A 12,913-nucleotide genomic window follows, 5' to 3' on the forward strand; every position below is an offset into this window, starting at 1 on the left:
CGCGGCCCGCCGGCCGCGGCACCGACAGGACACCACCATGACCCAGGACCCGCTTTTCCAACCGCTGCGACTCGGCGCGCTGACGCTGCCGAACCGCATCGTGATGCCGCCGATGACGCGCTCGCGCGCGACCCAGCCCGGCGACGAAGCCAACGATCTGATGGCCGCGTACTACGCGCAGCGCGCGAGTGCGGGCCTGATCGTCAGCGAAGGCACCTACATCGCGCCGCTCGGCAAGGGCTACGCCTGGACGCCCGGCATTCACACGCCGTCGCAAGTCGCCGGCTGGCGCAAGGTGACGGACGCCGTGCATGCCGCGCACGGCCGCATCTTCGCGCAGCTGTGGCACGTCGGCCGGCTGAGCCACACGAGCCTGCTCGGCGGCGCGCAACCGGTGTCGTCGTCGCCGCTCCAGGCGAAGGGCGTGAACGTGTTCATCGCCGGCGAAGACGGCAGCACGCCGGGCTTCGTGCAGGCATCCGAGCCGCGCGCGCTGTCGATCGACGAGATCCGCGAGATCGTCGATCAGTACCGCGCCGCCGCGCGACACGCGATCGAAGCCGGCTTCGACGGCGTCGAGCTGCACGGCGCGAACGGCTATCTCGTGAACCAGTTCATCGACTCGAACGCGAACACGCGCACCGACGCGTACGGCGGCTCGCTGGAAAACCGGCTGCGCTTCCTGCGCGAAGTCACGCAGGCGCTGATCGACGGCACCGGCGACGCATCGCGCGTCGGCATCCGCCTCGCGCCGCTGACCACGCTGAACGGCTGCGTCGACGACGATCCGGAAACGACCTACCTCGCCGCCGCGACGCTGCTCGGCGAACTCGGCGTCGGCTACCTGCACATCGCGGAAGCCGACTGGGACGACGCGCCGCTGATGCCGGTCGCCTTCAAGCAGCAATTGCGCGCCGCGTACCCGGGCGTGCTGATCTATGCCGGTGCATACACCGCCGAGCGCGCACGCGAAGCGATCGCCGCCGGCTGGGCCGACCTCGTCGCATTCGGCCGCCCGTTCGTCGCGAACCCCGACCTGCCCGAGCGCCTGCGCATCGGCGCCGCGCTCGCGACGCACGATCGCGACACGCTGTTCGGCGGCGGCGCCCATGGCCTGACCGACTACCCGATGCTCGCGCAAGCCGCGGCATAACGATCCCCAGGAATCCGACATGAGAATCACGCTTCCTTCCCGCCTGGGTTTCGGCACGGCGCCGCTGGGCAACATGTATCGCGACATCCCCCACGAAGAAGCACTGGCCACGGTCGACGCGGCCTGGGAAAGCGGTATCCGCTACTTCGACGCCGCGCCGCTGTATGGCGCGGGCCTCGCCGAGCTGCGCCTCGGCGAAGCGCTCGCGGGCCGTCCGCGCGACGACTATGCGCTCGGCACGAAGGTCGGCCGGCTGGTCCTCGACGAACACGAGGACGCGTCGCAACGCGATCTCGGCGAAAAGGGCGGCCTGTTCCGCCATGGTCTGCCGAACAAGATCGTCTACGACTACACCGAGGACGGCACGCTGCGCTCGATCGAAGCGAGCCTCGAGCGGCTGCGCACCGACCGGCTCGACACCGTGTGGATCCACGATCCGGCCATCGACTTCCACGGCGAGCGCTGGCTCGACGTGTTCGACGTCGCGATGTCGGGCGCGGCCAGGGCGCTCACGCGGCTGCGCGACGAGAAGGTCATCAAGGGCTGGGGCCTCGGCGTGAACCGCGTCGAGGCGTGCGAGCTCGCACTCGAGCGCTCGGATCCCGACGGCTTCCTGCTCGCAGGCCGCTACACGCTGCTCGATCATGCGGGCGCGCTCCAACGGCTGATGCCGGAAAGCGTCGCGCGCGGGCTCGGCATCATCGTCGGCGGTCCGTACAATTCCGGCGTGCTCGCCGGCGGCACCCACTTCGAGTATCAGCCGGCGACGCAGGAAATGCTCGATCGCGTCGCGCGCATCCGGCAGATCGGCGAACGCTTCGGCGTGGACGTCCGCGCGGTGGCGCTGCAGTTCTCGCTCGCGCATCCGGCCGTCGCGGCCGTGATCCCCGGCGCGAGCCGGCCCGATCGCATCGACGAGAACCTGCGGCTGGCCGCGGTGCCGATTCCGTCCGAACTGTGGCAAGTACTGAAGGCCGAGGGCCTGATCGCGGAACACGCGCCGACGCCGGCCGGCGCGGCCTGACGCGCTTCCAGGCGAGCGCCGCGACGAGCGGCGCGCATGACCATTCGGTCGCAATCGCGGCGACTATCGCCGCGATTGCCATTTCCGAATTGCAGCCTGCGCAATCGGCGTCTAGGGTTTACCGGATCGACTCCGCCCGACCCACCCGACCTGAAAGGACGCCCCGCCATGCCAAGCCGCTCTCCGAAACGCGACATGCTGCCGGCTCTCGCGGCCGGCCTTTCCTTTGCGGCTTTCACGTTGACGGCTCATGCCGACGATGCGGCCGGTCTCGCGCCGCCCGAGCCTGCGACGCCCGTGCTGTCGACGACCGCGACTGGCGTGCAGATCTACACATGCGAGTACGACAACGAACACCGGCTCGCGTGGACATTCCAGCGCCCAGAGGCAATGCTGTTCGACGCCGGCGGCACACTCGTCGTCCGGCACGGCGCGGGACCGTCGTGGGAAGCACTCGACGGCAGCCGTATCACCGGCAAGAAGCTTGCGGAAGCGCCTGGCGCACGGCCGGGCAGCATTGCGCAACTGCTGCTCGCCGCGACGCCGGCCGCGACCGGTACGCTGGCCGGCGTGCGCTTCGTGCAGCGGCTCGATACAGCGGGCGGCATGCCGCCGGCGGCGACGTGCGCGACCGAGCATGCGGTCGGCCGCTTTCCGTACTTCGCGCGATACGTGTTCCTGAAGTGACACGCTCGGCGCCGTCCTGCCACCCGTCGTCATGCATCCATTTAATCAGTTTTCCTATGTTTGATGAATGGAAGCATGAAATCGTCCGCGCCATCGTTACGGTTGCAACGTGCTCAGCGTATCCGCATCGACAATTCGACGTCGCCGCCGAACGGCACCGACAGATAGCCGTTTTCCGGCGCACGCACGTAAGCAAGATAGTCGGGGCTGTATTCCGCGTTGTCGGCCACGACGAACGCCCCCGCCCTGAGCCGCGGCTCGACCAGCGCGAGAATCTCCGGGTACAGCGCCTTCGCCCCGTCGAGCAGCAGCAGGTCGACCGAATCCGGAAGGCCGGCGGCCAGCGTGCGCAGCGCATCGCCTTCGCGAATCTCCACGAGATCGGCCAATCCGGCCGCCGCCAGGTTCGCGTGCGCGCGCACGACCTTCGACGGCTCGAACTCGCTCGTGATCAGCCGCCCGCCTCCGTTGTCGCGCAGCGCGGCCGCGAGATGCAGCGTCGAAATGCCGAACGACGTGCCGAATTCGACGATTGCGTTGGCGCCGCTGCTGCGCGCGAGCATGTACAGCAGCGTGCCCGTCTCGCGCGACACGGCGAGCGGATAGTCCTTCAGGCGCGCATACAGATCGGCGTAGTCCGTCTTGCTGCGCATCAGCCGCGCTTGCTCGTCGCGCGACACGTTGGCGAAGTCGGGGCTCGTCGCGGGCGACGACGCGTCGGCCTCGTCGAACAGGCGCGCCAGCAGCGAAGCCAGCGGGTCGAGCATCAGGGTGGTCATGCGAATCTCCGGTATCGGGTTTGAGTGCGTCGTTGCACCCGGCTAGAATATGACGAACTATTCAGGTTTTACTATTCGCATTGGCAAACCGCTCATGACCGACCGCCGAAACACCCCGATTGCCACGCGCAAGCAGCCTCGGCAGGCGCGCTCGACCCGTCTCGTCGAGGACGTCCTCCAGGCGGCTATTCAGGTTTTGGCGAGCGAAGGCGCGCAGCGCTTCACGATGGCGCGCGTCGCCGAGCGGGCCGGCGTGAGCGTGGGCTCGCTGTACCAGTACTTCCCGAACAAGGCCTCCGTGCTGTTCCGGCTCCAGCACGACGAGTGGCAGCAGACGCACGCCATGCTGTGCGGGATGCTGCAGGACACGCGGAAGACGCCGCCCGAACGGCTGCGCACCGCCGTCCACGCGTTCATCCGTTCGGAATGCGACGAGGCGCCGATGCGCGTCGCCCTCGACGATGCCGCGCCGCTCTATCGGGACGCCCCGGAGGCGCACGAAGTGAAGGCCGAGGGCAACCGGGTGTTCAACGCGTTCATTCGCGAAGCGCTGCCCGACGTATCCGACGCCACGCATGCGCTCGCGTGCGAGCTGATCTTGACGACGCTCACGACGGGCGGCAAGGCGTTCTCCGAGACAGCGCGCACGCCGGCGGAAATCGACGCCTACTCGGCCGCGATGGCCGACATGTTCTGCGCGTATCTCGCGCATCTCGCACACGATTGAGGCCCGCGCCCGTACGGAAACCGCGCACGCGCGCCAGCCGTATCGTCCGGATGCAGATGGCAGAGGCGCACCCGCCGCCGTTCGCACCGGCCGTCCTGGTCGCCTCGAAAGCCGTTCGTAATATCCCATGCATCGCCCGCTTCCACCCCGCCCGCCGACCCTGCCTTCAAATAGTCGCCTTAACGGATTCGAACTAGGCGTATACACGCGTGTCGGCTCGACGGAGCCCCGTTGCACGCCGATATAAGCGCTGCGACATGCGCTGCATGCTCTTCCCCCGATGGGACGTGATGGGCGGCTCGCCTAACCTTCGCTACGGCAAAGCACACGTGACGGGGTCGACCACACCACGCGTCGTCCGACGCGACATCCTCGCGCTCGTTTCGATTCGCACGTAACGACACGCATCGCGCGTCATTCGTCTCCACGACGTTGCCGAACAATCCCAACCAGATACGAGACACCCTGACGACGGTTCGCTACGGACCGTTTCAGCATGCTGATAAAGGAGCAAGCTCATGAGTGATACCCCGGTGCAGCCGACGGTCGGCGTCGGCGCGCAAGAAACTGACTTTGGCACCCAGGGAGTCATCGACCGGTACTTCGGCATTTCGTCGCGCGGCAGCACGCAGCGTCGCGAAATCATTGCCGGCGTGACCACCTTCCTCGCGATGGTCTATTCCGTGTTCGTCGTGCCCGGCATGTTCGGCAAGGCCGGTTTCGACACGAGCGCCGTGTTCGTCGCGGTGTGTCTCACCACCGCGTTCGGCTCGCTGCTGATGGGCCTGTGGGCGAAGCTGCCGATCGCGATCGGCTGCGCGATCTCGCTGACCGCGTTCACCGCGTTCGGCCTCGTGCTCGGCAAGGGGCTGTCTCCGACGGTCGCGCTCGGCGCCGTGTTCCTGATGGGCCTCGTGTTTACCGGCATCTCGGTCACCGGCGTGCGTTCGTGGATCCTGCGCAACCTGCCCGCGGGCGTCGCGCACGGCACGGGGATCGGCATCGGCCTGTTCCTGCTGCTGATCGCATCGAACGACGTCGGCCTCGTGATCAAGAACCCGGGCGCCGGCCTGCCGGTCTCGCTCGGTCAGGTCACCGCGTTCCCGGTCATCATGTCGGTCGTCGGCCTCGCCGCGATCTTCGGCCTCGAAAAGCGTCGCGTGCCGGGCGGCATCCTGCTCGTCGTGATCGCGATCTCGCTGTTCGGCCTCGTGTTCGATCCGGCCGTGAAGTACCACGGCATCTTCGCGCTGCCGTCGCTGAGCGCACCGGGCCATGCGTCGCTGATCGGCGCGATGGACATCAAGGGCGCGCTGTCGATGGCCGTGCTGCCGAGCGTGCTGGCGCTGGTGATGACCGCCGTGTTCGACGCGACCGGCACGATCCGCGCGGTCGCCGGGCAGGCGGGCCAGCTCGACGAGAACGGCCGCATCATCAACGGCGGCCGCGCGCTGACCGCCGATTCGATCAGCTCGATCTTCTCCGGCTTCCTCGGCGGCGCGCCGGCGGCGGCCTACATCGAGTCGAGCGTCGGCGTGGCCGCCGGCGCGAAGACGGGCCTCGCGGCAGCCGTGGTCGGCCTGCTGTTCCTCGTCGTGATGTTCTTCTCGCCGCTCGCGGGCCTCGTGCCGTCGTACGCCACGGCGCCCGCGCTGATGTACGTCGGCCTGCTGATGCTCGGCAGCGTGAGCAAGCTGCACATGGACGACATGGTCGACGCGATGTCGGGCCTCGTGTGCGCGGTGTTCATCGTGCTGACCGCGAACATCGTGACGGGCATCATGCTCGGCTTCTCGACGCTCGTGATCGGCCGCATCGCCAGCGGCGAATTCCGCAAGCTCAACGTCGGCACCGTGCTCATCGCGGCCGTGCTCGTCACGTTCTATCTCGGCGGCTGGGCCATCTGAGCGCGAGACATGCGCGACGTCTCCGGCACAAGGGCGACGCGCATCGAGACGAGATCGTCTCCTCCACCATCATCGTTGATGGTCTCCAGGCCTGGGAACGCAAGTTTCCAGGCTTTTTTGTTCATCGCTAATTCCCGTTGATGCGAGGTGGACTGTCGGCGTTCGGCCATAACCAGTCCTTCGAAGTAACCCTACTGGTCGCTCTCAGCTAGCATCGGAAGAATATCTTTCAATGGATGGAGAAGAGTGAGGCATTGGTCCGGATACGCCTCCACCCACGTCGCGAGAAATGCATCCCGAACGGTACTCTCAGGAAGCAGCCCAAGATCGTGCCCTATTTGAGAGAACAAGATATGAGGGTCGTGATTAGTAATTCGCCTCTCTCTCAGCAGAGACAACACATTGTCCGACGAAGAGTGGGGTTGCAGAAGCCGCACAGATAGAATTCCACCGATCAATGCGGATTTTTCCATCACAGCATCAAAAATGAATGCTTCAGGCGCATTGCCAGGCAAACGAATTACCTTGTCGGGCGCAGACTCCTTCTGCTGTGAATCACCATCAATAAAGCACGCAGAAGGAAACTTCGAACTTGGATCCGCGTTGTGATTTTTATTAACCTTCACTGCTGTCCCATCCCCAAGCATCGCATGAATCTCAATGGCTTCGGCTGCCACATTGCTCTGGCACCGGAGAATCGCACGGAGCCATGCCGCGGCGAATTCGTCCTCACAGAACAAGGCAAGCCTTGCATCAATTTGACCAGCGATTGCACGGAGAGCAGCGATGTCGAGCTTCCCTTGATATACGTGGCCACTGACGGATGCCCAGATAGCTTCAGGCGGCAATGGCTTTAACGCTTCATTCGAATGTGTAGTAAAAATAGCCTGAGCACTCTTCCGAGTCGCGACCTCAATTAGGTACTCCACCATTCTTACCGTAGCAACGGGATGGAGACCATTTTCAATTTCTTCAATGAGAAGAAGGCAGTTATCACCGAGCGATTCGATCTTCATCACCATTCGAATGATACTTGATTCGCCAGCGCCAAAGTGAAATTCAGAGTATGCAGTTCCCTTCTCTGTAGCGCCAGTTAGCAATGACACACGCCCTGAATCGTCAACCCGAATGTGTGTATACCCGGAGATATTCTTTCCAAGTATTCGGCCGACAGCTTTGATAACAGGCTCCTGGATGCTATCCACTCGAGCTGGATCAACGGCAAATGTCCCCGTTGCACATTTTTGAAGCTCTTTACGCTCGTTTGCCGGCACCGTTCTCGCAACACCGAACACGGCGACGTCACGTTTCACTGTATCGCGCGACCATTTCATGCTGGTAAAACTGGCTGTTCGGCGAATCGCATCAGTCTTGTTGACGTCGCGGTCGATTAACTCATGCTCGAGGCGCCAGTTGAGCATGCTTTCATCAAACTTTCCGCTCTTAGCAAAAAATTGACGAGGCGGGACCGTATCATAAGCAATCGCGGCTGCACCAAGCACTGTCGTTTTCCCACCCCCATTGGGCCCAACCAATGCGGTCACCGGAAAGTCGAAAGCAACCGACGCCCCTTCAAACCCACGCAGCTTCTGCATTCGGACCCGGAGCAAATATTTTCCATACTTGCGCTTTGTAACCTTTTCAAGCAAATCCTTGATCTCGCTCTCGCGAATTTCACTGCGGAATCCCTGCGAATTTACGGTTGTCATGTTTTTGTCTTGCAGTGTAGTTGCGTATGGTGTAACTGCGACTGTTCAGTTTGCATCGATGTCGCTCAAGTTGTCAAAGTACGCCTCAGCTAACCGCTGAGGCGAGCGCAAACTCCTGGGTGGCAACATCCCCCCTACGTCGATACTCAATCGTAGGTGGACAACTGTCGGTTCGAAAGCGGGTCCAGCCACAAAGGCCAACAGTGGTCGGGACCTGTCGTCAGATATATCGATCAGGCGCGCCACATCTATGGCTGAGCGTAGTTGGCGTGCAGCCGATGTGGCAGGATGTTCGATAGTTCTAGCATCAGGCGCCTGCCGATTCGACCTGGACAACCGGGTTGAGTGCGAATTTGATCTCATATTCGAATAACTGAACGTTGGGAAACGCGGCAATTGCATATCGCAATTCCCGACTGATTTCGTGCGCCACTATCACGCCGCTTACCATGCGACCATTGGCAAGGTGGGTTCTCACCCAGCCCATGTATCGCGCCAACTGACCAATAGCCCTATCGGCGGCATTACCGCGCTTCAGTTCGAACACAACAAACGCTCCCTCTTGGTCGACAGCGAGAATGTCGATTCGCCCAACGTCGGTGGAGAATTCGATGCCGGTTGCGCCATTCTCCATATATAGCCGGAGGCGCTTGTTGCCGACCCGGATCGACTCGAGATTGTGCGAAATGAAGTCCTGCAACTGGTTTTCCAGTTTGAAGACGGTCTCTTCGCTTTCCGCCGCCGAGTCGGGCTCCTGCTCCTCTGCGTCGTCAAACAATTTCCCGAATACGACAGAGGACCCAGGGGAGATCAGATGAATCTCCTCTTCTGTTTCAGCTGAAGACCATCCCATCTTCTCAAAAGCTCGTCGCAGCGCTCGCGAATTCCTGCCACGAAAAACCAAATTACTAGGTGCACGATCTGGGTTGTCACGGCACCACTGGAGCATAGGGAACAACTCCACACTTTTTCCGTCGCTTGCACTGATAGCTACTAGGTAACGTTTCGATTGCGCCCGCACGTATTCTGCTCCTCAAAAAACGACCTATCAGCCCGATTCTTGTACCAGCGAATTCCGGCGTGACGAGGCCGCAATTCGATTGGCGTCCAGTGCTAAGCCTGCATCATATATCGACCGAAACATTGATATCTTTAGCAGTCGCGTACAAAACTCTCGCCCTCAATTCGATTGTCAACGGCCGTACCTCAAGTAGAAAAACGCCGGATTGTAAGAGCGGCTCGACAAGCAACATCCACGGAAATCAGCGACGGAGAAATCGTCGTTGATGGCCTCAGGCCTGGGAACGCGAGTTTCCAGGCTTTTTTATCGGTGCGCCGCGGCGGGACGCGCTGCGCGAAAACGGCGCGACACCCATTCCCATTCGCGCGCGGTGCTACGATCGCGTTTTGCCCCTTCAGGAGTCGCGATGAACCCACTTGGCATCGTCTCCGAATCGATCACCCGGGCCTCGGCGCGCAAGCCGCCGTTCATTCCGTCGTTCGGCTTCCACGAAGTGCACGAATCGCAACCGATCGGCGCGCCGCCCGCGCGCATCATCGATGTCGTCGCATCGCTCGACATGCGCGCCGATTCGGTCATCGACACGCTGCTGACGGTGCACGAATTCCCGGCGGCGATCGCCGGCGCGCTGCGCAATGCGCCGGCCCGCCCCGAACGCGCGCGCTTCGGCTTCGACACGTTCACGCCGCTCCATCGCGACGACACGTCGCTGTCGCTCGGCCTCGTCGGACGCTTCTAACGCCCGACGCCCGACGTGCGCCCCGTCGCCGATGCCGACGCGTTCGTCCGACGCGTTCGTCCGACACGACGATCCGCGCGACGCGAAGCTGGTGCTCCGGTTCGAGGTCGTCGGGCTCGCGTCGGGCGCGCACATCCTGCGCACCGAAACCTTCGTCCATTGCCCGAGCGCGCGCACACGCTGGCTGTTCACGCCGTACTGGCTCGCGATCCGGCTGGGCAGCGGCTGGATCCGGCGTCGCACGCTGGCGGCGGTCGAGATGGCGCTCGCCTGAACGCGCCCCGTCAGAACGGCTTGATCACGGCCAGCCCGACGACGAGCGCGGTCGCGACGATCACCGCGCCCGCCGCCTGCCCGAGCCATGGCGCCGGCATGACGACGAGATCGTCGCGCTCCATGCGCCGCAGCGTACCGGCCAGGATCCCGTGCAGCACCGACAGCGCGGCGACGAGCGCGAGCTTCACCGACAGCCACGCGGCGCCGAACCAGTGACCGCTCAGCACGAGCGCGATGCCGGCGATCCAGACGATCGCGAGCGCGGGCGACGTCACCGTGCGATCCCAGCGCCGCACCGCGCGATGCACGGCGAGGTTCGCAATACGGACCGCGACCGACGACAACAGCAACCCGCCGACGAACGTGACGACGGCGACCAGATGCACGGCCTTCAGCACCAGGTAGATCATCGCGCGTGCCGCCTGCGCGCGATCCAGCCGGCGCTCGCCAGCCCCGCGAACGGCACGACGGCCGACAGCACGAGCCGCGCGACCTCGCCCCTGCTCCACAGCCCGCTCGATGCGGTGCCGACCACGGCCCATACGTACATGACGAACGCGATGCCGTGCACCGGGCCCATGATCGATACCGCGACCGGATACCCGGCCAGATGCTTGAGCGGCACGGCCACGCACACCAGCACGACGAGCGTGGTCGCCTCCATCAACGACAGGTATTGCAGGTTCCGCAACGCGTTGCGATCGTCTTGTTTCATCGGCAGGGCTCCAGGTGGGTCCGCCGCGATTGTCGCGTGTGGTGCGGATTCCAGCCATTGGCTAGAATGACATCTTTCAACGGATTCCGGCCACGGCCGCACCCGCCATGCACACGGTCGCCGTTCTTGCGTTGCCCGATGTCGTCCCGTTCGATCTGGGCGTCGCATGCGACACGTTCGCGCGCGTGCGGGCGCCCGACGTCGCGCCCGCGTACCGCGTGCGCGTGTGCAGCGAGCAGCCGCGCGTCGGCGGCGACCTGTTCGAGCTGCGCCCGCCTTTTCGTCTCGATGCGCTGGCCGACGCCGATACGATCATGGTGCCCGGCACGTCGGTGCCGCTCGCGCCCACGTCGCGCCGCGTGCTCGACGCGCTGCGCGCGGCGGCCGCGCGCGGGTGCCGGATCGCGTCGATCTGCAGCGGCGCGTTCGTGCTCGCGGAAGCCGGGCTGCTCGACGGCCTGCGCGCGACGACGCACTGGCTCGCGGCCGCCGAACTCGCGCGCCGCTACCCGAACGTCGACGTCGACCCGAACGTGCTGTTCGTCGACAACGGCCGGATCCTGACGTCGGCCGGCGCGGCGGCCGGCCTCGATCTATGCCTGCACATGATCCAGGCCGACTATGGCGCGGCGGTCGCCGTCGACGCCGCCCGCAGCGCGGTGGCGCCGCGCGTGCGCGAAGGCGGGCAGGCGCAGTTCATCGCGCCCGAATGGCCGGCCGGCGGCGACGGACTGCACGACCTGATGGACTGGCTGCAGGCCAACCTGCGCAAGCCGCTGACGCTCGACGCGATCGCGCGCAAGGCGTCGACCAGCGTGCGCACGCTGACGCGGCGCTTCCGGGAGCAGACGGGCACGTCGCCGGGGCAATGGCTGCAGACCGTACGCGTCAGGCATGCGCAGCAGTTGCTGGAGGTGACCGAGCTGTCGATCGAACATGTGGCGACGGAGGCCGGGTTCGGTTCGGTCACCGCGTTTCGCGAACGCTTCGCGCGCATCGTCGGCACATCGCCGCAGCGTTATCGGCAGGCGTTCCGCGCGCGCGTCGATGCGTGACGTTCGTCGGCGTCGCTCCCCTGAAGCATCAGTCCGCCGCCCCCTTTCGCGCCACCCGGACCCTATCGATGACCCGCATCCGCAACCCGTTGAACATGGCGCAGCTCCAGGCGTTCGTCTCCGCCGCGCACCTCAAGAGCCTGCGCGCCGCCGCCCGCGAGCTCGGCGTCACGCAGCCGGCGATCACGCACACGATCCGCGAGCTCGAAACCGCGCTCAACGCGGAGCTGCTCGCACGCAGCGTGCGCGGCGTCGAGCTGACCGCCTGCGGCGAGGCGCTGCTGCCGCGCGCCGAGCAGTTGCTCGGCGACATCCGCCGCACGGTCGAGGCGGTCGAGCAGGTGAAAGGCGAGATGTCGGGGCGCGTCGCGGTCGGCACGATGCCGTCGATCGCACTGACCGCGTTGCCGCACGCGGTGACGGCGTTCCGCGGGTCGATGCCGAACGTCAGCCTGCATCTCGTGGAAGTGACGGTGCCCGACGCGCTCGCGCAGTTGCGCAACGGCACGCTCGACATCGCTGCGATGCACCATGTGCCCGCGCTCGACCGCGATTTCACGCAATTGCCGCTGCTGTCGACCGAATTCACGATCGTGATGCGCGACGGTCATCCGCTCGCCCATGCGCGCCGGTTAGAGGAACTGCTCGACGCCGAGTGGATCGTCACCGTCGGCGCCGAGCAATTTCCGCACAGCGTGATGGTCGGGATGTTCGAGGCGCACGGGCTGCCGCTGCCGAAACGTTTGCTACGCTCGCCGATGTCGTTCGCGGTGACGCTGGGGCTCGTCGCGCGCTCGGACGTGATCGGCTGCTTCACGCGCCCGCTCGCCGCGATGGTCGCGCCGCTCGGCATCCGCACGGCCGAACTCGACGAAAGCATGCCGCGCTTCGACCTGTCGATCATCGCGCGGCGCGACCTGCTGCCCACGCCGGCCGTCTCGCACTTCGTCACGTGCCTGCAGCGCGCGGTCAACGAAACGCTCGGCTGAACCGTTCCTGTGTGTGAAACGGCGGCGCACCCGACGCGCCGCCGCCGGGCCCGGTATCGGGGCTTGTCCTAGGCGCCCTGCCGGTATTTTGTCTTGATAATCTTGCGCACGTCGCGCGCCCCCATCGGGCGG

Annotated in this window: 12 protein-coding genes and 1 pseudogene; 8 read left to right on the forward strand and 5 right to left on the reverse strand. The window is 64.9% G+C overall.

The genetic code is table 11. The features are described 5' to 3' along the window. Positions 1-37 precede the first annotated feature (37 nt). From CFB46_RS18035 to CFB46_RS18045, 3 genes are all read left to right on the forward strand, one after another. Positions 38-1,153 carry an alkene reductase gene (locus tag CFB46_RS18035; RefSeq protein ID WP_089500715.1) on the forward strand — a complete coding sequence of 372 codons (1,116 nt, stop codon included), beginning with the start codon at positions 38-40 and terminating at the stop codon, positions 1,151-1,153. A gap of 19 nt (positions 1,154-1,172) precedes the next feature. Beyond that, entirely contained in the window at positions 1,173-2,177 is a 1,005-nt protein-coding gene (locus CFB46_RS18040; RefSeq protein WP_089500716.1) for an aldo/keto reductase, read from the forward strand. Between the two features lie 168 nt (positions 2,178-2,345). After that, positions 2,346-2,864 (forward strand): DUF3455 domain-containing protein, encoded by a 519-nt coding sequence (locus CFB46_RS18045; protein ID WP_089500717.1) that lies wholly within the window; start codon positions 2,346-2,348, stop codon positions 2,862-2,864. 113 nt (positions 2,865-2,977) lie between these two features. Here the strand turns inward: CFB46_RS18045 and CFB46_RS18050 are convergent, their stop codons facing one another. Then, on the reverse strand, positions 2,978-3,643 hold the full coding sequence (locus CFB46_RS18050; protein ID WP_089500718.1) for an O-methyltransferase: 666 nt from the start codon (positions 3,641-3,643) through the stop codon (positions 2,978-2,980). Positions 3,644-3,692: 49 nt separating this feature from the next. Between CFB46_RS18050 and CFB46_RS18055 the strand changes: the two genes are divergently transcribed. Both CFB46_RS18055 and CFB46_RS18060 read left to right on the forward strand, forming a co-directional pair. After that, positions 3,693-4,370: a TetR family transcriptional regulator gene (locus CFB46_RS18055; protein ID WP_089500719.1), complete on the forward strand. Its 678-nt coding sequence runs from the start codon at positions 3,693-3,695 to the stop codon at positions 4,368-4,370. Positions 4,371-4,888: 518 nt separating this feature from the next. Continuing rightward, positions 4,889-6,277: an NCS2 family permease gene (locus CFB46_RS18060; protein ID WP_027781598.1), complete on the forward strand. Its 1,389-nt coding sequence runs from the start codon at positions 4,889-4,891 to the stop codon at positions 6,275-6,277. A gap of 191 nt (positions 6,278-6,468) precedes the next feature. Here CFB46_RS18060 and CFB46_RS18065 read toward each other — a convergent pair whose 3' ends face one another. Beyond that, on the reverse strand, positions 6,469-7,986 hold the full coding sequence (locus CFB46_RS18065) for an ATP-dependent nuclease (protein ID WP_089500720.1): 1,518 nt from the start codon (positions 7,984-7,986) through the stop codon (positions 6,469-6,471). A gap of 307 nt (positions 7,987-8,293) precedes the next feature. Then, the gene (locus CFB46_RS18070) at positions 8,294-8,839 is read right to left on the reverse strand and encodes an endonuclease NucS domain-containing protein (RefSeq protein ID WP_227789629.1); all 546 of its coding nucleotides are present in this window, start codon (positions 8,837-8,839) and stop codon (positions 8,294-8,296) included. Between the two features lie 574 nt (positions 8,840-9,413). Here CFB46_RS18070 and CFB46_RS18075 point away from each other — a divergent pair. Further along, positions 9,414-10,020 (forward strand): annotated as a pseudogene (locus tag CFB46_RS18075) (hypothetical protein). Positions 10,021-10,030: 10 nt separating this feature from the next. On the opposite strand, the gene CFB46_RS18080 reads toward CFB46_RS18075, so the two are convergent. Both CFB46_RS18080 and CFB46_RS18085 read right to left on the reverse strand, forming a co-directional pair. Beyond that, complete coding sequence (locus CFB46_RS18080) at positions 10,031-10,432, reverse strand: CopD family protein (RefSeq protein WP_089500721.1); 402 nt, start codon at positions 10,430-10,432, stop codon at positions 10,031-10,033. Then, positions 10,429-10,737: a DUF3817 domain-containing protein gene (locus CFB46_RS18085; protein WP_027781600.1), complete on the reverse strand. Its 309-nt coding sequence runs from the start codon at positions 10,735-10,737 to the stop codon at positions 10,429-10,431. Before CFB46_RS18085 ends, CFB46_RS18080 begins: the two co-directional genes overlap by 4 nt. A gap of 107 nt (positions 10,738-10,844) precedes the next feature. Between CFB46_RS18085 and CFB46_RS18090 the strand changes: the two genes are divergently transcribed. Together CFB46_RS18090 and CFB46_RS18095 are read left to right on the forward strand one after the other, a co-directional pair. Continuing rightward, a complete protein-coding gene (locus CFB46_RS18090) occupies positions 10,845-11,792 on the forward strand; it encodes a GlxA family transcriptional regulator (protein WP_089500722.1) in 948 nt (315 codons plus the stop codon). A gap of 68 nt (positions 11,793-11,860) precedes the next feature. Next, a complete protein-coding gene (locus CFB46_RS18095) occupies positions 11,861-12,781 on the forward strand; it encodes a LysR substrate-binding domain-containing protein (RefSeq protein ID WP_179235084.1) in 921 nt (306 codons plus the stop codon). The last annotated feature ends 132 nt before the right edge of the window (positions 12,782-12,913 follow it).

The sequence above is a fragment of the Burkholderia sp. HI2761 genome (assembly GCF_002223355.1).
In the GTDB taxonomy this organism is placed as follows: domain Bacteria; phylum Pseudomonadota; class Gammaproteobacteria; order Burkholderiales; family Burkholderiaceae; genus Burkholderia.